Below are 23,956 nucleotides of genomic sequence, written 5' to 3' on the forward strand. Positions count from 1 at the left end.
AAGTTGTACAGTTTAAGAACTATATGTTTTTCACACTGTAGTATTTCGTTAAACTGCCATCGAAAAATATTAGCCTTTAAAAGATTGAACTGAGTGAATTTGCCAATGCCATCTCTTCATTATCGCACTATTTTTCTAAATTTTTTAAAATTAGGTTGTCTGGCATTTGGTGGTCCCGCCGCACATTTGGTCTTTTTTCATCAAACCTTTGTAAAACAATTAAATTGGTTAGATGACCAGCAATATGCCCAATTGGTCGCATTGGCACAAATTCTACCTGGACCGACCAGCAGCCAAGTCGGATTAGCCATTGGCTATATGAAAAAAGGCTATTGGGGTGCGCTACTTGCCTGGCTGGGTTTCACTTTACCTTCTGCATTACTGATGACCATGGTAGCCCTATTAGGCGAACAATTTTTCCCACTGCTTTCTTCAGCGTTTTTTCATAGTATTCAATTGATTGTTTTAGCTGTAGTGACATGGGCTTTCTGGCAAATGCTGCACAGCTTTTGTACCCAAATTTGGCAATACATTTTAATGCTCTGTTCCACCCTGTTTATTTGTACTGTTTCCCTGCCCATGAATCAAATTATTGTGATTTTTATTGCGGCATTGCTGGGCATATTCTTCGCACAAAAAAATGCACTTACAAAAGAAAATAAAGCGGAAAATTCTTCTTTAACAGATGCTATTTCTTCTACAAAAAGATCAAAAGCTTATCTTTGGTTCATAGTTTTTATTCTGCCTTTTTTTATCTTTCCAGTTCTGAACTGGCTTCATAGCGGTGTGTTTACTCAAATTTTTGAAAGCTTTTATCGCACCGCTTCGCTGGTGTTTGGCGGGGGGCATATTATGCTGCCTTTTTTACATCAGGATTTTGTTGCTACAGGTTTAATTTCAGCAGAAAAATTCGATTTAGGTTATGCCTTTGCCCAACTGATGCCAGGGCCTTTATTTAGTTTTGCCAGCTATATTGGGGCGTTAATGCCTTTAACCGCATTTCCTGTACTTAATGCAGCCATTGCAACTTTGGCTATATTCATTCCTTCCTTTCTACTAGTTTTTGGAAGCTTGCCTTACTGGTCATGGCTGATGAACCGAGCCTATATACGTCATGCTGTTGTGGGGATCAATGCAGCTGTAGTCGGTCTTCTACTGTCTATGGTCATACAAATGGCACAGCCTTATATTGTACAACTGACTGATCTTTTATTTGTTGCAGTGATCATTGCACTACTCAAAACTAGATTACCCATTTGGTTAAGCCTAATTGGCAGCTTCTTGGGCCATCAACTTGTGCTGAGCTTTTTATAAAATTCAGGAATAAAAAAGCCCCAGTTTCCTAAGGCTTTTTAGACATATATTCAGACTTATACAAAAAACTTAAGAATCAGCTGAATGACGGTCGCATTAATTAAATCGACAAAGAATGCCCCACATAATGGAACAATCAAGAATGCCTTATGCGAAGGACCATACATATTGGTAATGGCCTGCATATTGGCTACGGCAGTGGGCGTTGCGCCCATACCAAAACCACAGTGCCCTGCAGAAAGTACCGCAGCATCATAGTTTTTACCCATAACGCGGAAAGTCACAAATGCCGCATAAAGTGCCATGGTTAAGGTTTGCGCACCCAGAATGACCACCAATGGGCCAGCCAAATCTGACAATTGCCATAACTTCAAAGAAAGTAAGGCCATAGCCAGATAAAGCGATAACGAGGCATTTCCGAACACATCAATTGCACGGTCGAAAATTTCAACTTTAAATACCCCTTCCAGGACATTTCGCAGAATTACACCACCAGCCAAAGTCCATACAAAGGTCGGAAGCTCAAACCAGCTGCCTTTACTATAGCCGGTCATAAATTCAGCAAAGGCCAAACATGCGGCGAACATGCCCAAAGTGGTAATCGCATTATCAGCGGTAATTAAACGCACCTGATGCGGATATTCAAATTGAGTAAATTCAGTTGAATCGGTATCGGCATTAAGTGTTGAATCCCGGGCTGCAATTTGCTGATTAGTACGCGGCTGAGCAAGTTGATGACGGTTAATCAACATTTTGGCCAAAGGACCGCCAATGATGCCACCAATGATCAAACCAAAAGTTGCGCTGGCCATACCCAAGGCTAAAGCACCCTGAATACCGTGTTCAACTTCTAGAATTTCACCCCAGGCACCCGCTGTACCATGCCCACCCGTCAGGGTAATTGAACCCGCAATCAAGCCAATTAAGGGATCAATTCCCAATAAAGTCGCTAAGCTAATCCCGACAAAATCTTGCACGACAATAAATGAAGCCACACAAACCAGGAAAACCACCAGCCCCATGCCACCCTCTCTTAACTTGGCAAAGTTTGCACTTAAACCAATAGAGGCAAAGAAAATCAGCATAAAGCTGGTCTGTAATTCAGTACTTGTGGAGATACTGAGACCCCAAATATTGTGCACAAATAGTGAAACAATCGCAGCGACCAAGCCGCCCGCCACGGGTTCGGGAATATTGTAGCGCCTTAAAAAATCAATTTTATTGACAAGAAACCGTCCTAATAAAAGAACGATTACCGCTGCAATGAGCGTATAAAAGGCATTAAAAGTAAATTCCATCATCATTGTCCATAAAATGGTTGGATTCTTTTTGTTCTATAGCCTTTTTATTTTCTTGAAACAAAAAAGCTCAAGAACCATTTGATAAAAATCAAATGAAATAAAAGCTGTACAACAAAAAGGAATAAAGAAAATTCATTTTTGATGAAACTACGGACAAGGAGATCATTCTTTCATATAGATGAAAAATATCAAAAAAGACGATGCAAGTTATTATATTCTTGGAATTCAATAAAAGAACATTTCCTTAAATCCCTACTAACCCGCTTACTCATGAGAGATCGTCTCAATTAAAGCTTCTAGTCCATATCATGCTGATTTCTGCAGGATATGCAGAAATAAAACAATTCATTTTTAGCAATGATAATGCTATCACGCCAGGCAATGTTCAAAAAAGCGTATATTATCCAGATTTGGTGATTAATGTCTCTATTTATTTACAATTTTGCCTATGACTAAAAATCAGGTTTTTCACAGTTTAATTTTTTAAATAAATAGCTTTCATAAATAATAATTCATATTGTCAAACTAGAAATAAAAAAGAGACGAATAAATCGCCTCTTTTTTTCAAATTTCTAGTTTTTTAATTAGAAATTATATTTTGCCATTAAGCCGACACGGTTATCTTTATATGAATCACCTGCAAATGTTTCACGCTTACCGTTAACATATTCAACACCTAGGTCAATCGGTGCAGCGGGTGAATAGATAAAGTTAATCCAAGCTTGTTGAACTTCTTCATTAGCTGCACGATAAAGTTTTGCATAATCAGTACCATCATCGGCAAACTGTGCGCCATACGCTAAAGTTGAACGTAATTTAGGCGAGAATTTATATGTCGCACCGACTTGAACCGCATTAAATTCATTCTGCTCTATATCGCCATTAACTGGGTTTAAATAGAAAGCAGAGTTGCTACCATATAAGTAATTGCTGTTACCCACAACATGTGAAACATCAGCTGAAACTTTTAATGGCTCAGATACTTGATAATTTACCCCAGCTGCCAAACCCCAACCCATTTTATCATCATCACTCGTTTCAGATTTATAGTGCTCAAGTAACGCACGACCTGAAACGGCGCCTTTTCCATCAGCAAAACTTTGCGTTAATTTAGCTGTTAATACAGGCAAGTTATATTTAACACCAGAACTTACATCTTCATCAGTTGTCTTTGTACCAGTGACAGCACCTGTAGTATCTCGAATTTCCGTAACAGTGCGTTTAAAAGCTGTTGCAGAACTATTACCCTCTTCAGCAGAGAAGAACAATTGCGTTGCAGGAGAGAGTTTTAGACCATAACGTACTTGTGGAATACGCGCTGTACCACCACCGATGTTGGTACCAAAATCAATCATTTCTGGTGCATGATTCGACAGGAAGTTAGATGTGGTTTGACCGAACAACCAGTCGTTATAGGTTAAATAAGCATGACGAATACGCAAGGCTTCATTGGTGCCAGCAAAGTCAACCTCAACTTTACCGCCGACTTTAGCATCACCTACTGGTGTATTAAAATCCAAGCCTAAACGGGTCGTTTTACCCGTTGCACGTAATTTATCTTGTGTTTTACCATCGCTAGTATGAACTGAGTTAAAGTCGTTATCTGCACCTTCAATAATGTAGTTCGCATCACCACGAACGAAACCATATAGGTTTACACTTGAACCTGCTTTAGTTTTAAGGCCTGTGAATGCTGATTCAGGTTTAGCTGCTGGTGCTGCTGCAAGTTGTACAGGCTGCGCTTTAACTTGTTCAATTTGAGTTTGCTGCTGTTGTTGAACTTGATGTTGCTGTTGAATTAAAGATTTTAATGTTTCAACTTCTTGACGTAGTTCTTGAATTTGTTGTTGCTCAGTTTTACCTGCGTGCGCTGTGCTTACCATTACAGCTGTAACTGCCAATGCTAAACTTTTAGCCATAAATTTACCGTTGAGTAAGCGACTCATTCTTATCTCCAATTTAAATATTTCGCATCCGTGCATAACTGACCCTTAAAAACTCAACAAATCAATGAAAAAGTCATGATTCAAAATTTTAAAAAGCTTCAAAAATCATTGCATTTTCTGCTTATCAGTACAGTGAAAAAAGCTTAACGTATTATGAAAGTACAACATATGTAAACCATATGTAGCCAACAATCTATCAAGTTCTTCGCTTGATTAAAATCGGTTTTCTTGAACAATGATTAAAAAACCATCTTATTTTTAATTTTTTTTTGAAAATAATGAATACATTCTTTAGCTTAGCGAAAATTCACACAAAGTCTTATGCATAAATATTAGACTAATGTATATAGTAATAAGCGCTAAAAAACTCATTTCAAAAGGAATTTTTATGAATTTGCAACAGGTTCATCATGTTGATGATGCGATTACTTCACGCCATTCCGTACGTGCTTTTTTAAATAAGGCAGTTGAGCCGCAGATCATTAAAGACATTTTAACTGTGGCAAGTCGGGCACCCTCCGGAACCAATACACAACCCTGGAAAGTGTATGTGGTGACGGGAAAAAAACGTGATGAAATGGTTGAACGGGTATGTAGAGCACAAATCGAACTGGCGAATAAGCCAGAACTGGCCAGCCAATATCAAGAAACTTTTGCCTATTATCCAGAAACCTGGATTTCACCTTTTATCGAGCGTCGCCGTGAAAATGGCTGGGGTTTATATGGTTTATTAAATATTCAAAAAGGTGACAAAGAAAAAATGGCGCGTCAGCAACTGCGTAATTTCCAGTTATTCGATGCGCCTGTTGCTCTCTATTTTACCGTGAATAAGGCCATGGGGATTGGCGCTAAAATGGATATTGCCATGATGATTCAAAATGTCATGGTCGCCGCTAAAGCCCGTGGTCTGGATACCTGCCCTCAAGCCGCCTGGAATCATTTTCACCGCATTGTACTGGATGTACTGAATGCTCCTGAAGATGAAGAACTGGTGTGTGCCATTGCATTAGGTTATGCCGATCCCAACGATATCATCAATACTTTTATCACTCCGCGTCTAGCCGTTGAAGAATTTACCGTGTTCCTGGATGAATGAATGAATAGATTTATTCAATCTAAAAACAACAAAGAGACCTGAATACAGGTCTCTTTTTCTTTCTATTTTTACTTTAGTTTTTCAAGATTAACTGTGCTGTCGCTCATGAGGTGCAGGCGGATTTAATTGCTTGATCGCAAGCAGAGTCACAGCTACAAACGCGAGCATCACCAGAGCCATGTTCAAAAGTGCATTCCAAATCAGAAAATTCAGGATCACGCCACCCAATAAACCACAGGCAAACTGCATGCTGCCCATAATGGCACTGGCGGTTCCTGCGCGCGAACCTTGTTCCGACATTGCCAAAGCCATGGCATTGGGTCCAGTAAAGCCAATTCCTGCCACCGCCAGAAACATGCCTGAAAGCACCATCCAAAGTGGGATCTGGCCCATTAAACCGGCAATAAATAAAATAGCTGCGCCGATTAGCTGAATTGTGCCGCCTATCTTTAAACGGCCAAGTACTGAAAATTGATGCGCCAGTTTTTTATTTAGCGTAGAGAACAACATAATACCAAAGGCATTGATACCGAAGGCATAAGCGAATTGCTGCTGATTCAAGCCATAATCGTCCATCAATACCGAAGCCGATGAACTGATATAGCAGAACAGCACGCCACCAGAAAAACAGCCGGCCAGCATTGGCCATCTAAAACTACGATCGGTAAAAATTACAGCATACAAACTGCCTACCTGATTTATATTCAATTTTAAACGGCGTTCAGGCGCCAGGCTTTCTTTAAAGAAAAAGTGTACGCATAACAAGCAAATCACGCCCATCAGGGTTAAAAAAACAAACACCGCATGCCAAGTAAAGAACCTCAACACCATTGCACCCAGGCTTGGCGCAATAATCGGTGCAATTCCCATCACAATCATCATACTGGCAAAGGCCTGTGCGGAAGCTTGCATATCTAGACGGTCACGAATGGCAGCTCGGGCAATAACGACGCCAACACAGCCGCCAACCGCCTGTAAAATACGTGCTGCAATCAAGCTCCATTCACTGGTAGCAAAAACACAGAGCATACTTGCCACGATATAGAGCAGCAAACCAAAATAGAGTGGCTTCTTACGGCCAATCCGATCGCTCAACGGACCATAAATCAGTTGTCCCAATGCCAAACCTAAAAAGTATGCAGGTAAAGTATTGGCCACCATTTGTGTACTTACCCCAAAGTCACTGGCCATTTGTGGCAATGCCGGCAAGTACATATCGATGGAAAGTGGACCCAATGAAGTCAGTAAGGCCAGCAGCATGATCCATGCCGTAGAATATTGTTGAGTAGACTGTTGTTCAGACATATCGATATTTAATTTTTAAATGACTGCTTTGAAGACAAGCTTACACTGTACATAGTATTATTTCCCAGAATTGAGAGTGAAAAATCACATAATTCAACACCACAATGCACAGATCACCTTGCGGTAGGAACCAACTTTGAAATCTTGGCTGACGCGGCTTAAACAAGCGACGTATAACACCACCTTTATGTATAACCTGCGCATGATTATTGCATTTGCAGGTACGGCTTTTGTGCCCTATTTTATGGGTTATCAAATTGCGACTATACCTTTAACACTCGGCGTTGTGGCCGCAGGTTTAAGTGATATTGATGACCGATTCTCGGTCCGTATCATGAACCTGATTTATACCTATATCGGTTTCTTTATTACAGCCTGCTCTGTTTATTTCTTGTTTCCTTATCCGATTTTATTTGCCTTGGGCTTGATTGTTTCCTGTATTGGCTGGATTCTGCTCGGCTCCTTGGGACGTCGTTATGCCACCATTTCCTATGGCTGTCTGGTGATTTCAGTTTACTCGATGCTGGGAGTTGAACTGTTTGACAACTGGTATAGCCAACCCCTGCTGCTGGTTGCAGGTGCCGCATGGTATGGCCTGATTTCAACCATCAGTTTCTTGTTATTTCCAGTTCGCCAGGTTCAAGACAAATTGTCGCAGTGTTATTCATCCTTGGGCGATTTTCTGTTTGCAAAATCCAACCTGTTTGATGTCGACATGACCCCAAGCAGTTATCAGCAAAGCATGATTGAACTGTCTTTGGAAAATGGTAAGCTGGTCGGCATTTTCAATGAAATGAAAACGGCACTGTTGACCCGTTTAAAGGGTGACCGTGGGCAAAAAGATACCCGTCGCAGCCTACAATATTATTTTGTTGCGCAAGATATTCATGAACGCGCCGATTCAGCGCATATTGACTATCAAAAACTGGTTAAAATTTTTGAACATAGTGATATTTTATTTCGCTTCCAGCGCATTTTATTTATTCAGGCCAAAGCCTGTAAAGATTTAAGTTACAGTATTTTGCACCGTGAAACCTATCAGCATAACAAGCGCTTTAAGCCTGCTTTTGCCAATTTAAAACTCTCTTTAGAAAAGTTACGCGCTGAACAGCAATATGACCAAGTCTGGATCAATGCCCTGTTCTCGCTGTATCAAAATTTAAAGTCAATTGATGCGCAACTACGCAACGTCGAAACAGAACGTCATATCAAATTTGATAAAGCCAAACATATTGAACACCAGCTAAAAGATGATGACTTAAAAGGCTGGGATGATATGGTAATTCGTATCAAACAGCATTTAACCCCGGAATCTGTACTGTTTAGGCATGCGATCCGGGTCTCGATTGTCTTGCTGATTGGCTATATTTTTGTTCAAGTGACCAATATTGAATACGGTTACTGGATTTTACTGACCGCTCTTTTTGTCAGCCAGCCCAACTTTAATGCCACCAAACGCCGTTTACGTCTGCGTATTGTCGGCACTTTGGTCGGTATTATTCTGGGTTATGCCATTTTGTACTTTATTCCGTCGATTGAAGGACAATTATTATTATTGGTATTAAGTGGCGTACTGTTCTTTGAATTGCGCAGTAAACAATATGCACAAGCCACCGCCTTTATTACCATTCTTGCACTAATCAACTTTAATCTGGATGGCATGGGCTTTGAAGCAGCATTACCCCGCATGATTGATACGGTCATTGGCTGTGCCTTGGCATGGTTTGGGGTCAGTTTTATTTTCCCAGACTGGAAATTCCGTCGCCTGTCACGCACCATCAATCGCTCTCTTACTGCTCAATGTGAATACCTAGCAGAAGTTATTGAACACTATAAACAAGGTCGTAATCACGGTTTGAAATATCGTGTGGTGCGTCGTGCCGCACATAATAATGATGCCGAAGTTGCATCACTCATTTCAACTTTAGCCACAGAGCCGGATTTCGATCCGACCCAAAAAGCCCTGGCCTTTGAATTCTTATGTTTGAATCACACCCTGCTCAGCTATATTGCTGCGCTTGGTGCACATCGTGAAAAAATACAGGATCAAGAAGTGTTAAAGCTTTTGGATTTGGCTTTAGAAGATATTCAAGGTTCTTTATTGAAAGATGAAGTTCCCGATCTGACCGCACAAAATATGCTGAACACGATTCGTCAACGCTTAAGCCAAAATAATGAAGATGACCAGAAACCGCTGATTGTTTTGCAGCAACTCTCTTTGATGTTAAGTATTCTGAATCAACTCAGCCGCTTAAAGCAAAGTTTGAGCCATGACCATGATGAGAAAGCCACCGAATTGGCCTCATTATAATTCGAATGATTTTGGAACAATATACTCACTGAATTGGTATAAATAATGCTAAACTTTTTACAGTTCTAAATTTGTTAATTCATTATGACCGCGAAAAATTTATACGCTTATACCCTACAGCCTGTGAACTATGAAATTTCAGAGGCTGAACAACGTCAAGCTCAACTTGCTATTTGGCGTAGCACCAACAAAATTGGCACTAAAACATGGGCGATTATGGCTGCCGTGGCTGTCCTGTCTATTGTTGGTATTATCCTGTTAAAGAACTATTCGACTATTTTTTGCTGGGTGGCATTGGTCTGCGTCGTGGCGTACTTCCTCATCCGTAAATTCGGTCTGGAATGGTACGTGAAACGTAAAATGAATGAATTCCCTGTACAGGAAATTAAGGGTATTCGTTTAGGCGTTCAGCCACACGGCCTGATCATGCGTCAAAAAATGGGTGCGCAAGAAGGTGTCGGTGCAATTGGCTGGAAAGATATTTATGAATGGTATAACACACCTGACTTCATGTTGATTAATTTCAAAGTGAAAGGTCAGCAAGGTGCGTATATTCTGCCAAAACGTATGGATTCAAAGAATTTTCCATTCAACACCATTCGTAAGCATTTAACTGAAACAGTGGGCGAAGCGAAAAAAGTCTAAAGCCCTGCTGTAATGAAAAAGATTTGAATAAAAAACCTCCAAAGCATTGGGGGTTTTTTATTATAAAAACAAACACAAATGAGAATGAGAATAAATATTACCTGCAAAATCCTTATTATCTGCCAGAAGTTCAGTTATAATTCGCGCCAATACTGTTCACCTCCCGCATCTTTTTTCAGCTATGTTAAAAAAAATCTTTTTTCAGATCCACTGGTTCCTCGGGATTACTGCTGGGTTAATCCTTTCGATTATGGGGGTTACCGGTGCCATTTATTCATATGAACAACCGATTCAAAAATGGCTGAATCCAGATAGTTATACCGTACAAGCTGAAAATAGGGACAAGTTAAGCCCTGCAGAACTTTATCAGCATTTCCAAATTGCTAAGCCAGAGATGAAAATTAATAGCATCACTGTTGCCAAAGACCCCACTGCCTCTTCTAGCATGAATATTGTCAAAGAAGGCGCGCGTAAGGGCTATAACATGATGCTTAACCCCTACACGGCCGAAGTTTTACCTGAAATCAAAGGTCGGGAATTCTTCCAGTTTGTCCAACAGTTGCATCGCAACCTAACCGTTGGGCCGGTCGGTAAACAGATTACGGGCGCATGTACCCTCATGCTGCTGATCTTCATATTCAGTGGTTTATACCTGCGTTGGCCTAAAAAGCACTCTTTCAAGCAATGGTTAATGATTAAACCGCAACTGAAAGGCCGTAATTTCTTGTGGGACTTGCATGCGGTTGTAGGTACTTGGGTGGTTATTTTCTTCCTGATTATCGCATGTACCGGCTTAACCTGGTCTTATGGCTGGTGGCGTAGCGGGCTGTATACCGTGATGGGCGTCGAACAACAAAAAGAATCAAAAGGTGAAGCTCGCAGCGCTGGAGAAGGTCGCGCTGAACGTGGCGAAAATGGTCCACGCGGTGAAGGACGTAGTGGCGAGCGTGGTGGCGCTGAACAGGCACAATCCAGTAACAAAGATCGAGAAGGTTCTAAACAGGGTTCTCGTGGCGAAGGTGGCGATAAACCAGGTCTAAGCCCTGAGCAAATCAATCTTGCTTTAAGCCAAACCTGGACTGGATTTAATGCACAGGTCGGCCGTGATTATTCTAGCCTGACCCTCAACTTGCCGAAAAAAGCCAATGGCGAAATTGAACTGTCTTTTGTGGATGCTGTTCCACAACATGAACGTGCGCGCAATAAAGCCACATTTGACTATAAAACTTCATCTATTAAAGATATGGAAATTTATGAAGATAAAAAGTTAAATGAAAAAATCATGAGCAGTATGCTGCCTGTTCACCGGGGTAGCTTCTTTGGTCCCGTGTATCAATTCATGGCAATGCTCGCTGCACTTTCAATGCCATTGTTCTTTGTTACGGGCTGGATGCTGTATCTTAAACGCCGTAAACAAAAGAAACTTACTCAAGCAGCACGTAATAGCTTAACTGCTGTCAGTATTGATCCAGATGCAAAACCTTGGCTGATTGCTTATGCCACCCAAACCGGTATTTCTGAACAACTGGCTTGGCGTACGGCGACCAGCTTGCAAGAGGCTCATCAGCCTGTAAGCGTGAAAGCTGTACAGCATGTAAGCCTGGATGATCTAAAAAATACGGAACAAGTCCTGTTTGTCGCCAGTACTTATGGCACAGGTGAAGCGCCGGATTTAGCTTCAAATTTTGCCAAGAAAATACTTTCAAGCCAAACTGATTTAAGCCATCTACACTATGCTGTTTTGGCCTTGGGTTCTCGCGAATATCCAGACACTTTCTGTAGTTTTGGTCATGAAATTGATGCCTGGTTAAAGCAAAATGGCGCACAGCAATTTTTTGCCACCATTGAGGTGGATAATGCCAATCATCAGCAGATTCAGGCATGGAACAGTGCTTTAGCCAAAGTGACTAAACTTGAATTACAGGCCATGAATATCGAAAAAACCTTCGATAGCTGGACACTCACACAACGTGATTTGCTCAATCCGAACAGCTTGGGTGCACCTGCATTTAATATCGAATTAAAGCCAAGCCATGAAGTGATTTGGCAAGCCGGAGATATTGCAGAAATTCAACCGGGCAATAGTGCTGAACGTATTGCAGCCTTTCTGCAAAAGCATCAAATCCAGCCGAAGACGCAAGTAGATTCGTTACAACTCAGCATTGAACAGGCGTTATGGGATAAAGATTTAACCGTAGATGTTGAACCTTTTGCCAACATGGAACATTTACTGGAACAGCTGAATCCCCTGCCTTCGCGTGAATATTCAATTGCGAGTATTCCATCGCAACAAGTGCTGCGCCTAGTGGTGCGTCAACAATCGGATGCTCAAGCACAATTAGGCTTAGGTTCGGGCTGGCTGACTCAACATGCAGCATTAAACAGTGAAATTGCGCTGCGCATTCGTACCAATGAATCTTTCCATCTGATTGATGACAATCGCCCGGTGATTTGCATTGGTAACGGTACGGGTCTTGCGGGCTTAATGAGCTTGTTACATGCACGTACCCGTCAGGATTACACTCAAAACTGGCTGATCTTTGGGGAGCGTCAACGTGAACATGACTTCTTCTATCAAAGCACGATTGAAGCTTGGCAAACCACAGGCATGCTGCAACGCCTTGATTTAGCCTTCTCACGTGATCAAGAAGAAAAAGTCTATGTGCACCATAAACTACGCGAGCAAGCCCAGCAACTTAAAGCCTGGGTGGATCATGGTGCGGTAATTTATGTTTGCGGTAGCATCAACGGCATGGCCAGTGATGTTGATCAAGCCCTGATTGATATTCTAAGTGAAGCAGCAGTCGATCAGCTTCGTCAAGAAGGCCGTTACCGTCGTGATGTTTACTAGATATTTAAAATACTGAATATTAAAGCCAATAAAAAACCGAGCCTTAGCGCTCGGTTTTTTTTATGTTTAAAGTATCTAATTTGTTTAAACTAACCGCATCCTTTACCCAGAGTCAGCTTAATGTCCGAGTATCTAACACGCAGCTTCAGTTTTATCATAGGCAGCTTATTGGCACTCGATGGCTTATGGTTACTTTCACTCGATAAAATCCATTTGGGAATCATTCTTCCTGTTATTATCGGTATCGGATTCATCCTGTATTCCATCTTTTATAATTTTATTCAATTGGTTATCAATAAAAATAAATTACGACTGACTTTATGGCGTTGTGCTTGGGCAGCATTCTTTTTGTGGCTTGGCACATTGCTGATCTTTTTCGCTTATCTGCAATATACCATTCAGCAAAACACCGAAGCACAACCGGCAGCTGCAATTATTGTACTGGGCAGCGGTATAGAAAATGGACAACCTTCACCCACTTTAAAACAACGCCTAGATGTCGCTGCCACATATGCTAAGCAATACCCTCAAACCATTATGCTGATGACCGGAGGTTTAGGCTTTAAAGAGCAGATGACTGAAGCAGAAGTGATGTCTGAATACCTTCAAAAACACCATCGGATTGATCCATCTCGCATTTTATTAGAAAATCAAAGTACCAGTACTGAACAAAACCTGCGCAATGTGCAGCCTTTGCTTAAAGCACATCACATGACCCTAAGTGAGCCTATTGTCATTGCGACCAGTGATTTTCATCTTTTGCGCGCCAAAACCATAGCCAAACATCAGGGCTATCAACAGATCCTGACTATAAGCGCACCAACGCCCTTGTATATTCGCTACAACTCTTGGTTAAGAGAATACTTTGCTTTTATCAGCGGGTGGTTACTCAACGAGTATTAAATCGGATCAGCAAATTTTAATCTTATGAATAACAAGTATTAATTCAAGCGAATGCTACGTGGCATAGGGAGTTTGGTGTCTTTAAATAACTCGGGTTTTTGCAAATAGATCTGATAGAGATAATTTTTCATGTCCAATAATAATTTTTCAGGAGCAACCAGGACATTTTGTCCCTCAGGGGTTAAATCCATCGACACACAGGTATTTTCTTGACGTAAAAAAGGAATAACTTTTTCAATAAAATCTTTGAGTGAAATATCCTGAATTTGATAATGTTCCCAATTGTCTTTAATCAGCAACTTTGCCAGGCTTTTATGCTGCCAAACGGCGAAAGCGCGCTGACCTGTAGGCGTTGCACATAACGCCCAGCCGTCATCATATAAAGCGCTAACAGAACCTTGAGCAACGATTGTTTCGATGAATTGTTTATAAATGTCGTGGGCATTGTAGCTGTTATTTTGATTTTTGGACGCAGCTTTGCGTTGGTATGGATTTCTCATCGTTTTTCAATATTTAAAATTATTATAGTCTTGAGATTCTATGAAAAAAACAGGATTTGAGCAAGGAGAATATATGGTGGGCGCTGACGGGATCGAACCGCCGACATTCTGCTTGTAAGGCAGACGCTCTACCAACTGAGCTAAGCGCCCTGAAGATAAAAATTCAAGAATTGAATTTTTGATGCAAGACAAACGCAGTGCGTAGTCTATGCTAAATATAACCAATTTTCATTTCAGGGAATGAAAATGGCGCAGCGGACGGGACTCGAACCCGCGACCCTCGGCGTGACAGGCCGATATTCTAACCAACTGAACTACCGCTGCACGGCAAACTTATAAATAAGTTTTATATCTAAAGATTCACATCTCAAGATATGGTGGGCGCTGACGGGATCGAACCGCCGACATTCTGCTTGTAAGGCAGACGCTCTACCAACTGAGCTAAGCGCCCTTAAAGGATCTTACATTTTCGATTTTAAGGATGGCGCAGCGGACGGGACTCGAACCCGCGACCCCCGGCGTGACAGGCCGGTATTCTAACCAACTGAACTACCGCTGCATCGCAAAAAATCTGGTGGGCGCTGACGGGATCGAACCGCCGACATTCTGCTTGTAAGGCAGACGCTCTACCAACTGAGCTAAGCGCCCTCAAGAGGTCTATCATGTAAATGGCGCAGCGGACGGGACTCGAACCCGCGACCCCCGGCGTGACAGGCCGGTATTCTAACCAACTGAACTACCGCTGCATCTACACAATGTCGCTATTGTGGTACAAACAACTTGTTATCTGAATTAAGTGGCGCAGCGGACGGGACTCGAACCCGCGACCCCCGGCGTGACAGGCCGGTATTCTAACCAACTGAACTACCGCTGCACTTAAGTCATTTAACGTAAAGGCTTGGTGGGCGCTGACGGGATCGAACCGCCGACATTCTGCTTGTAAGGCAGACGCTCTACCAACTGAGCTAAGCGCCCTTTACGACTTCATCGTTTGTGTGGTGCATTATAGAGAATCTATGCAGCCTGTCAAACGCTTTTCTGCCTGTTTTGTTTTTTTTACGTTTGAGTGATTAAAAAATAGGTTAATCGCTATAAAAACAAACAATTTCTGTCATTTATTTAGAATTTTCTGCAAAAATTTATAATTTCAGAGGCTGCTTTTGACTCAAAATTGCTCATGTTTTTTGAACAACTGGGAAATAACACTATTTTTTAGCCAAGCTCGATAGATGAATTTTCACTTTTCATCTATTAAGATGTTGTTTTAGAGAACTGTGCCTGTTTTATGACCCGTTGAATTTAAACTGTGCTCCGATATAAAAACCAAGGCTTGTTCTGGAATAAGCTCGAACAGTTCAACCACATCATCATTGCGCATGCGAATACAGCCATGTGACATTGGAATACCCATCGGTTCGCTATCGGGAGTGCCATGTATATAGATATAACGCTTAAATGTGTCGCAGCCCTCACCCTGATTAAAATTGTCTTCCAGACCGCTTAACCAGAGGATACGTGAGAGAATCCAGTCCCGTTCAGGGAATTGTGCCGCTAATGCTTGATTATAGACTTCGCCAGTTTCCTGTCTTGCCTTGAAAACTGCATTTTTAGCTGCGCTGTGACCAAATTTGAGCGCGACTTTATGCCAGCCTCTCGGGGTCTTGCCTGAATTTTCTTGCTCACCAATGCCATTCTTACCCGAAGAAATCACATAAAACTTATTATGCTTGGGCAAAGTTAAGCTTTGTTCAGCCAAATCAATCCAGACGTCTGCTTGTTCTAAGGTATATGACATGAAGGGTATTACTCTGCTTCTTTGATCGGTTCAGCCGAAGGTTCAGGACGTAACCACAGCCAAGTTAACACTGACAGCATGGTCAAGTCGGTAAATACTTTGACCAGCAACGGCGCATTGGTGAACAGCATAATGATAGCGCTAATCAGCATCATGATACTGGCGAACCATTTCGCTTTACGCGGTACAGTGCCGTTTTCACGCCATGATCGCAAGGTCGCGCCATATTTGGGATGATTGAGCAACCAGGCATCCATTTGCGGCCAACCTTTTGAGGCGGCCCAGGCGGCTAAAATAAGAAATACTGTTGTTGGCATACCCGGTAAAAGTGCTCCGATAAAGCCCAGGATGACAAAAATCACCACCAAACTCCGCCAAAACAACATCTTCATAGCACTGCCCTACACGACTAATTGCGGTAGTATAAAGTGTTTTTGGGTATTATCCGTTGTAATTCTGCACTTTTTAATTTATCGCTGGGTGTTTCTATGTTTGCTTTAAATCAAGGGTCTGAGCTTGATGAACCTTGGCTTCAATTTAAAAATTTACTGGTTCGGCAACTGGCCTTTTGTGTAGCCAGCCCGAATATTTTAGCCGCTATTCCAGCAGAACTGGTACTGAAGCATTCTTTTCAATTACATGGCAACGAAACCTGGGCAAGGCATTTTCAAAATTATCATTCAAGACTGCTTTATTTAGATCAGCATCCGCAAGAACTGGAAAGCTTTTTACAACAGCTGAAAAGTACCCGTTTAGGTCTACGTTTTGAAATGTTTATCTGGTTTTGGTTGCTCGATCAAAACTATCATTCTTATAAATTACTCGGTCACAGCATTCAAAAAATCGCGGGACCCAAAACGTTGGGTGAACTGGATTTTTTATTACTCAATACCGAAACCAATAAAATTGAACACTGGGAAGTGGCTTTAAAATACTATTTAGCTGAACGGGATTTTTCTTTAGCCTATTGGTATGGCTTAAACCGTAGCGATACCTTGCTTCGAAAATTAAATCACTTTAGCCAAAAACAATTTCAGTTTGAAGATGCACTGGAATATAAGATTGAAAGTCGTTTTGCAGTATTGAAAGGTCAACTCTATCTTCCTGTTGCACATCCCCAGCAAGTCATTCCGGCTTGGGTCAATCTCAAGCGGCGTTTAGGCTGTTGGGGGAGTCAGATACCAGATAAAACGGCTGCATATTATCGTCTGGATCGGCAAGAATGGATCTGCCCGGCATCGCATCTAAGTAGTGAAACGGCGCATTGGTGGACCAATGGTTTATATCTGCAAAAAGATCAAAACAATTTCTATATGTACAGACATGCACCGCTGCTTTCTCAGCATCTTAATCACTAACTTTATGAGAAAAGTCTATCTTTATAACAATTGATTACTTTTCTACCGTCAAAAACTCATATTTTTTATATCATCAATTATTTAACCTAAACTCACATCAAAATAATGAATTACCTGGAGATGATGATGAAAAAAATTCTAGCGACTTCCCTTATTATGGCATTTGTATTAACTGGTTGTAATACCTTTAAAGGCATGGGTAAAGACGTATCCAAAGCCGGAGATGCCGTAACCAATACTGCTGAAAAAACTTCTGACGAAATCCGCAAAAACTAATTCGTTTTTAGTGCATATGAAACCCTATCCTAGATAGGGTTTTTTTATGGCAATTTTATCGCAGTCGTTCACATTCAAGGGCATATTCACCTATTATAGTGCTGACAAATTTATCGACTGATGAAAATCGCATGACCTCTTCCGCTACCCTTGATTTAAGCCTGCAACTGTTACGTCAGCCTTCTGTAACACCAATCGATCATAACTGCCAGAACATTATGGCGGATCGTTTAGAAAAAATTGGCTTCAACATTGAACCGATGCGTTTCGAAGATGTCGATAATTTATGGGCACGTAAAGGCACTGAAGCGCCGGTTTTGTGTTTTGCCGGTCATACCGATGTGGTTCCAACAGGCAGTTTAAACGACTGGAACTCCGACCCGTTTGTACCGGAAATTCGTGATGGCAAGCTCTACGGTCGTGGCAGTGCAGACATGAAGACTGCACTTGCAGCCATGGTGGTCGCATCTGAACGCTTCGTCGCAAAACATCCCAATCATAAAGGCTCAATTGCATTCCTGATTACCTCTGACGAAGAAGGTCCATCGGTTAACGGCACCGTAAAAGTCGTAGAAGCTTTAGAAGCACGTAATGAAAAGATGACATGGTGTCTAGTCGGTGAGCCATCAAGCACCAACAAACTGGGCGATATTGTAAAAAATGGCCGTCGTGGTTCGTTAAATGCCAATTTAACCGTTAAAGGCAAACAGGGACATGTGGCTTACCCTCACCTTGCAATTAATCCCATTCATACAGCCTCTAAAGCATTGGCTGAGCTGTGCGATACCGTTTGGGACAATGGCAATGAATACTTTCCTGCAACGTCTTTCCAAATTTCAAATATCAATGCCGGTACTGGTGCAACCAACGTTGTTCCGGGCACAATGAACTTGCTGTTTAACTTCCGCTATTCAACTGAAGTGACAGCAGAACAACTCAAGGCACGTACCTTAGAAATTCTGGACCGTCACGGCGTGGACTATGATATTTCATGGACGCTTTCAGGCTTACCGTTCCTGACTCCAGTCGGTGAACTGGTCAATGCTGCAAAAAATGCGATTCGCAATGTAACCGGGATTGAAACTGAATTATCGACCAGTGGCGGTACTTCAGATGGTCGTTTTATTGCCCCGACTGGTGCACAGGTCCTTGAGCTAGGGGTTTTAAATGCCAGCATTCATCAAATTGACGAGCATGTAAATGTGGCAGATCTAGAGCCGCTTGCTGAAATTTATGAACAGATTTTAGAAGGCTTATTGGCCAACTAAGACTCCTATCCATAAAAAAAGGAACTTTTTAAAGTTCCTTTTTTTTATGACTCATGCACTAGCGATCGCTTAAATTACAATCCTAAAGAAGATTGAATTTGCGCCAGATTAGGAATATGAAAAACTTGATCTGCCATACGTACATACTGGAATACAGCCGGATCATTTAAAGCTTGCTCTTCATCGACCACTTCAGAAATACGTAAACGAATGGTTTTTGGCATCTCATTACACATCAGGGCAAAACGCTGGCTTATGTCATCGCCTTCAATCACCAAAGCCACGCCTTCTTTCTGTTGCGGATTATTCACCGCATAGACAGGTAGCTTGAGTTCATGCCACTCCACAAATGGAACCTGCGTAGTACTGTCCAGTGCAGACAAGACGATATTTTGCGGCAACAACATCGCCTCTTTGCCATGACAATCGATAATATACGCATCGATAAACCCGGTCGACACGGTAATAAGGTGATGCAACTCCTGTTGTGTCATTTGATTCACAGCAGAGTTTGAAACGCTATTTTGGCTCATTTATTTACCCCTGGCTGGTCTCTAACAGGTTTTCAACATTGCTTAACAATTCTGCTTCCTGGAACGGTTTACCCATATAGTGGCTGACACCCAGGCTGAATGCACGTTCACGATGTTTCTCACCGGTTCTTGAAGTAATCATGATAATTGGTAAATCTCGATGCACTTCATGATGACGAACCAGGTTGGTCACTTCAAACCCGTCCATACGCGGCATTTCAATATCCAGCAGCATCAAGTCCGGTTTGACATTTTCAAGTTGTTCCATCGCATCGACGCCATCTTTAGCCGTCATGATGTCATAACCCTGTCGCTCAAGTAAACGTGATGTCACCTTACGTACAGTAACCGAGTCATCCACAATCATAATTAAACGACGTGCATTGTTATGACGGGACAGATCACGCTGATCTGACAGATGTTTAATGCGCTGCGTAGTTTGAATTTGTCGAGCAATGTTTTGACCATCCAGAATCAGACAGACTTGACCATCCCCTAATATGGTTGCTCCGGCAACAACCCCAACGCTCGAGAATTGCTGACCAATCGGTTTCACCACAATTTGCGCACGCGAACCAATCAACTGGTCAACGAGTAACGCAATGGTTTGACCACTATTACCTTTAATCAACAGCACCGGTAAAGAATGAGCAATATTGCTTAAACGCGGTAAGGGCTGGTTTGAAACAAACTCGGATAAATAACGCAGTTTATAATTGGTGTTGTCAATTTTAAACAAGTCATCTTTACTGTTGAAATACTCTTCCAAAGTAGACGGTGCAATTCGGACAATACGCTCAATTTGTGCCAATGAAATCGCAAATTGCTGATCACCTGCTTTCACCATCAAGGCATCACTTACCGCTACCGTGGTTGGTACGCGAATGGTAAAGTTTGTGCCCTTGCCCAGTTCCGAATCTACAGAGACATGACCACCCAGTGCTTTAATTTCACTTTGCACCACATCCAGACCTACACCACGACCGGAAATCTGGGTAATTTCTTTGGCCGTACTGAATCCGGGATGGAAAATCAGTTGCAGGATTTCCTGTTTATCAAGGAATTGATCCGTCTTGATTAAACCCAGGTTTAATGCCTTTTCCTTGATTTTGGATTCATCAATCCCTTTACCATCATCACTGAACGAGACCAGTACATCTGTACCTTGACTGCTGATATTTAAGACAATTCGTCCTACTTCAGGCTTCTGTACTTCGCGTCGTAATTCAGTATCTTCCAGACCATGGTCAATTGCGTTACGAAGCATATGTTCAAATGGCGTCACCAGACGTTCAAGAATGGTACGGTCCAATTCACCTTCAGTGTTTTGAACAATCAACTCTGCTGGACGGTTCAAGGTAGACGAGGTTTGACGCACGATACGCTGTAAACGCGGCAACAGGCGATCAAATGGTACCAGACGCGTACGCATCAAGCTTTCCTGAATCTCGGCCTGAATACGCGATTGTTGTAACAGTAAGCCTTCTGTATCACGAATCTTTTCGGACAAAGTCGTTTTAAAGTCCACCAGGTCAGATGCAGATTCCGCCAAAGATTTTGATAACTGGTTCAAAGATGAATATTGGTCCATCTCTAAGGGGTCAAAATCGGCATAACGTGAATTTTCAGAACCATGTTTTGCGATAATTTGTGACTCTAGCTCACCTTCCATTCGACGTAACTGGTCAGCTAAACGCTTCATTGCCAATTCCATCTCGTTCAAGGTATTACCGAGCTGGCCCAAGTCCATTTCAATCCGCGAACGGTTAATTGAATTTTCACCAGACAAATCGATCATCTTCTCTACCAAATCGGCAGAAATACGGATCATTTCATTGCTGTTGTCTTGTTGCGAACTTAAATCCCACTCACCCAGCATGGCAGGCGGTTCAGTACCATCACCTTGCACAAATTCAAAGGTTTTCGGTGTAGACAATAGATCGGATTGAGTCACGCGATTTGGTAATTGAGCGGTGACATCAACAAACCCAATCGACTCTAAACTTAATTTCAGACTGTCAAAATTGCTGTAATCACGTTTGAAGATGGCCTGTTTTAGCCATGCAAATGTTGTCTGTAATAACAGGTCGTAAACATTCGAGTTAAAATGATGGACTGCGAACTGCTCGAAAGTGGTTTCCAGTTGATACGAAATGGCAGCCACAGGTTCATTTTCAATCATACGCGCACCACCTTTCAGACTGTGGGCGGCACGTTGTAATTGAAGCAATAAGCTACGGTCGCTTCGTTGATCAAACCATTGTTTCAATAAATGATGAGTAGATTCTAAAATCTCTTCCGCTTCTTCCAAGAAGGTTTCTTCGGCAATTAAGCGAATACTGTCCTCAGGATCTTCAACAGATTCAACTTTTTGTGAAACAGCTTCTGATTCTGTTTCAGTCTCTGGAGCAAATGTCTCACTTGCTGGTGCGGCTAATTCATGGACGTCACTTTCCGTTGAAATATCTTCAACTGCAACATTCTCAACTGCAACGGTTTCAACCACAGCCGCACTTGCAAACTTGCCTTGCGCAATCTCTTGGATATGATGCAAAATCTCAATCGATTCAGCACCAGAATAGTCAATATTATCTTCACGAATGATTTGAATTCGATCGGATACGTCATCCTGAACTAGACGAATAATACTAATCAGCTGTGGCGTAACCGTGATTTGTTGACGAATCACGCGCTCATAAATCGACTCTAATTCATGTGAAATCAAGCCGATATGCGTCGCCTGAATCATATTTGCACCCCCTTTCAAGGTATGCAAATAACGCATTAAATTATTCAGTGCAGTGGTATTGGCTGGGTCTTTCGTCCAAGTATTCAAATCTTGGTCAATACCGCCCAATAATTCTTCAGCTTCTTCCAGGAAAATATCGAGTAAATCCGCATCGAAATCACTGTTTGCATCCGCTGCATGCATTTGGGCACGATCCGAGCGCATTCTTTGTGAAATCTGTGCCAGATCAACTGTCGTAGACGCTGTAGGTGTTGTTGTCACTGGCAATTCTTCAATGACAGATTCAGAACCTTTTTCAGCATCATCAAACTGTTCAAGGTCTTGCTGAACAAAGGCAGAAAGATCACTTAATATTTTCTGAACGTCATCAGTTAATATGACACGTTGCCCTGCGGCCAAGGTATCAAATAAATGAATAAATTCCTGGTGTGCCTGTGCAAACAGCTCATAGGCATAATCAATATTGAGCAATTCCGGCTTTAATACCAGTGCTTCATAACTTGATTTCAATTCACTGGTAAATTGGTGGATGCCCGCTGCAGCACGGTTATCGGTATGATCCAATAACTGTTGCGCCTGTTCACTTAAAGCCTGGATATATTCCGGATATTCAACTTTGGCGCGTTTTTCAAATTCGAATTCAGTGTCTAGTAACAAATCAATATTTAATGCGATCAGCTTGGAAACCAGACCTTGAGGATTAACATCTTCATCTATTTCAGCTGAAGTAAAGCCATAGTTATTCCAGGCATTATTAAAGGTTTCATAAATCGCATCAAGTTTCTGCATTTCACCTTGTCTAAGGGTATGCAAATAATCGCGCACAAATTCGGCATACTGAATCAGCAAAGCCGTTTGCTTAGAAGTTGAAACAATTTCTTCTTGTAATAAGGTTTTAAATAAATTTTCTGCCTTGGTACTGGCTTCAAAAATCTGCTCGATATGAGCCATTGATGAACTGCCACGCAAGGTATGTAAAGCACGAATCAGCGCATTATAATCTTGTTTATTTTCATGATCATTCTGCAAGAACTGATCAATCGTTGCCAAATGCTCTTCAGCTTCTTCAATAAAGATGGCAACCGTTTCTTCGATATCATTATGAGCTTCATTAGCTTCTGTGTCTATTTCTGTTTCAATAGCTACTGCTGTGACTGGTTGAGTGAATACTTCATCATTCAGCTCTAAACCAGTAATGCCATCTTCAGCCGTTAAAGTTGTAGAAAGCGCCAGTAATTCTTCCAGAGCAGATTCTAAACTTAATTTTTGCTGTATTTGCTGACCCAGTAAAACCAGTGGACGCAAATCAATATCAGCCAGCTGAACGGTTTTAAAAATTGGATATAATTTATATTGATAAATTTTGAATACGGTTTGAGCGAAGCGTTGAACCGTTGCATCTAATGGTATTGCACCAGAAATAACACGATTCAAGGTGTCTTCAACAGCCCAAGCCACTTCACCGGCAGATTTCGCCCCTACCATGCGTCCAGAGCCTTTAAGCGTATGAAAATGACGGCGAATGGTGGTCAAAATTTCCTGGTCGTTGGGATTTTCAAACCAAGTTGTAAATAAAGTATTTAATTCAACGAAGATTTCCTCGATTTCTTCAACAAAAATTTCTAGAATTTCTGCATCTTGATCAAGATAACTATCTTCAGGAAGCGTAGTCGTTTCAACTAAATTTTTTAATATTTCTTTCATAGCTTAGGCTTCTTACGTTTATCTGCCACCAAGAAGGGCGCTCAAACTTAATTGTCACCATCACGCGAGACCTAACTTTGAGCTTAAGTTCATCTTGTCGA

At 41.7% G+C, this 23,956-nt stretch carries 17 protein-coding genes and 8 tRNA genes; 9 read left to right on the top strand and 16 right to left on the bottom strand.

The genetic code is table 11. The features are described from left to right. The first annotated feature begins 105 nt into the window (after positions 1-105). The gene (chrA, locus tag E0H81_RS09935) at positions 106-1,314 is read left to right on the top strand and encodes a chromate efflux transporter (RefSeq protein ID WP_131318573.1); all 1,209 of its coding nucleotides are present in this window, start codon (positions 106-108) and stop codon (positions 1,312-1,314) included. A gap of 56 nt (positions 1,315-1,370) precedes the next feature. Here chrA and gltS read toward each other — a convergent pair whose 3' ends face one another. Together gltS and E0H81_RS09945 are read right to left on the bottom strand one after the other, a co-directional pair. Then, positions 1,371-2,612, bottom strand: coding sequence for a sodium/glutamate symporter (gltS, locus tag E0H81_RS09940; RefSeq protein ID WP_131318575.1), 1,242 nt, complete (start codon positions 2,610-2,612; stop codon positions 1,371-1,373). A 587-nt stretch (positions 2,613-3,199) separates the two neighbouring features. Next, the gene (locus E0H81_RS09945; protein WP_131271598.1) at positions 3,200-4,561 is read right to left on the bottom strand and encodes a DcaP family trimeric outer membrane transporter; all 1,362 of its coding nucleotides are present in this window, start codon (positions 4,559-4,561) and stop codon (positions 3,200-3,202) included. A gap of 388 nt (positions 4,562-4,949) precedes the next feature. Here E0H81_RS09945 and E0H81_RS09950 point away from each other — a divergent pair, with 388 nt between their 5' ends. Further along, positions 4,950-5,657 (top strand): nitroreductase, encoded by a 708-nt coding sequence (locus tag E0H81_RS09950; RefSeq protein WP_131318577.1) that lies wholly within the window; start codon positions 4,950-4,952, stop codon positions 5,655-5,657. 87 nt (positions 5,658-5,744) lie between these two features. On the opposite strand, the gene E0H81_RS09955 is transcribed toward E0H81_RS09950, so the two are convergent. After that, positions 5,745-6,962: a multidrug effflux MFS transporter gene (locus tag E0H81_RS09955; RefSeq protein ID WP_131318579.1), complete on the bottom strand. Its 1,218-nt coding sequence runs from the start codon at positions 6,960-6,962 to the stop codon at positions 5,745-5,747. Between the two features lie 136 nt (positions 6,963-7,098). Between E0H81_RS09955 and yccS the strand changes: the two genes are divergently transcribed. From yccS to E0H81_RS09975, 4 genes are all read left to right on the top strand, one after another. Continuing rightward, positions 7,099-9,273, top strand: a complete 2,175-nt coding sequence (gene yccS, locus E0H81_RS09960) for a YccS family putative transporter (protein WP_131318581.1) — start codon at positions 7,099-7,101, stop codon at positions 9,271-9,273. Positions 9,274-9,357: 84 nt separating this feature from the next. Next, positions 9,358-9,918: a YcxB family protein gene (locus tag E0H81_RS09965; RefSeq protein WP_131268596.1), complete on the top strand. Its 561-nt coding sequence runs from the start codon at positions 9,358-9,360 to the stop codon at positions 9,916-9,918. Between the two features lie 181 nt (positions 9,919-10,099). Then, a complete protein-coding gene (locus E0H81_RS09970) occupies positions 10,100-12,769 on the top strand; it encodes a PepSY domain-containing protein (protein WP_131318583.1) in 2,670 nt (889 codons plus the stop codon). 120 nt (positions 12,770-12,889) lie between these two features. Next, positions 12,890-13,672 (top strand): YdcF family protein, encoded by a 783-nt coding sequence (locus E0H81_RS09975; RefSeq protein ID WP_131318585.1) that lies wholly within the window; start codon positions 12,890-12,892, stop codon positions 13,670-13,672. Between the two features lie 38 nt (positions 13,673-13,710). Here the strand turns inward: E0H81_RS09975 and E0H81_RS09980 are convergent, their stop codons facing one another. The 11 genes from E0H81_RS09980 to E0H81_RS10030 all read right to left on the bottom strand — a co-directional run bounded on the left by E0H81_RS09980 (position 13,711) and on the right by E0H81_RS10030 (position 16,359). Next, positions 13,711-14,172: a DUF2750 domain-containing protein gene (locus tag E0H81_RS09980; RefSeq protein WP_131268601.1), complete on the bottom strand. Its 462-nt coding sequence runs from the start codon at positions 14,170-14,172 to the stop codon at positions 13,711-13,713. A 74-nt stretch (positions 14,173-14,246) separates the two neighbouring features. After that, a tRNA-Val gene (locus tag E0H81_RS09985) sits at positions 14,247-14,322 on the bottom strand. Between the two features lie 97 nt (positions 14,323-14,419). After that, positions 14,420-14,496, bottom strand: a tRNA-Asp gene (locus E0H81_RS09990). Between the two features lie 51 nt (positions 14,497-14,547). Beyond that, a tRNA-Val gene (locus tag E0H81_RS09995) sits at positions 14,548-14,623 on the bottom strand. A 31-nt stretch (positions 14,624-14,654) separates the two neighbouring features. Continuing rightward, a tRNA-Asp gene (locus tag E0H81_RS10000) sits at positions 14,655-14,731 on the bottom strand. Between the two features lie 13 nt (positions 14,732-14,744). Then, positions 14,745-14,820 (bottom strand) — tRNA-Val (locus E0H81_RS10005). 21 nt (positions 14,821-14,841) lie between these two features. Continuing rightward, positions 14,842-14,918: transfer RNA gene (locus E0H81_RS10010), tRNA-Asp, on the bottom strand. 51 nt (positions 14,919-14,969) lie between these two features. Then, a tRNA-Asp gene (locus E0H81_RS10015) sits at positions 14,970-15,046 on the bottom strand. A gap of 25 nt (positions 15,047-15,071) precedes the next feature. Next, a tRNA-Val gene (locus E0H81_RS10020) sits at positions 15,072-15,147 on the bottom strand. 289 nt (positions 15,148-15,436) lie between these two features. Then, positions 15,437-15,967 carry a cell wall-recycling L,D-carboxypeptidase ElsL gene (elsL, locus tag E0H81_RS10025; RefSeq protein ID WP_131318587.1) on the bottom strand — a complete coding sequence of 177 codons (531 nt, stop codon included), beginning with the start codon at positions 15,965-15,967 and terminating at the stop codon, positions 15,437-15,439. Positions 15,968-15,975: 8 nt separating this feature from the next. Next, a complete protein-coding gene (locus tag E0H81_RS10030) occupies positions 15,976-16,359 on the bottom strand; it encodes a YbaN family protein (protein ID WP_131318589.1) in 384 nt (127 codons plus the stop codon). Positions 16,360-16,455: 96 nt separating this feature from the next. On the opposite strand from E0H81_RS10030, the gene E0H81_RS10035 reads away from it, so the two are divergent. The 3 genes from E0H81_RS10035 (at position 16,456) to dapE (ending at position 18,869) form a co-directional block, all read left to right on the top strand. Then, entirely contained in the window at positions 16,456-17,325 is an 870-nt protein-coding gene (locus E0H81_RS10035; protein ID WP_131318591.1) for a DUF1853 family protein, read from the top strand. Positions 17,326-17,451: 126 nt separating this feature from the next. Continuing rightward, positions 17,452-17,601 carry an entericidin A/B family lipoprotein gene (locus tag E0H81_RS10040; protein ID WP_067723819.1) on the top strand — a complete coding sequence of 50 codons (150 nt, stop codon included), beginning with the start codon at positions 17,452-17,454 and terminating at the stop codon, positions 17,599-17,601. Positions 17,602-17,732: 131 nt separating this feature from the next. Further along, positions 17,733-18,869 carry a succinyl-diaminopimelate desuccinylase gene (dapE, locus tag E0H81_RS10045; protein ID WP_131318593.1) on the top strand — a complete coding sequence of 379 codons (1,137 nt, stop codon included), beginning with the start codon at positions 17,733-17,735 and terminating at the stop codon, positions 18,867-18,869. A gap of 74 nt (positions 18,870-18,943) precedes the next feature. Here the strand turns inward: dapE and E0H81_RS10050 are convergent, their stop codons facing one another. Together E0H81_RS10050 and E0H81_RS10055 are read right to left on the bottom strand one after the other, a co-directional pair. Beyond that, positions 18,944-19,402: a hypothetical protein gene (locus tag E0H81_RS10050; RefSeq protein ID WP_067723817.1), complete on the bottom strand. Its 459-nt coding sequence runs from the start codon at positions 19,400-19,402 to the stop codon at positions 18,944-18,946. 4 nt (positions 19,403-19,406) lie between these two features. After that, positions 19,407-23,855, bottom strand: a complete 4,449-nt coding sequence (locus E0H81_RS10055; RefSeq protein WP_131318595.1) for a hybrid sensor histidine kinase/response regulator — start codon at positions 23,853-23,855, stop codon at positions 19,407-19,409. Positions 23,856-23,956: the final 101 nt, after the last annotated feature.

Source organism: Acinetobacter terrestris (genome assembly GCF_004331155.1).
GTDB classification, from domain to species: Bacteria; Pseudomonadota; Gammaproteobacteria; order Pseudomonadales; family Moraxellaceae; genus Acinetobacter; species Acinetobacter terrestris.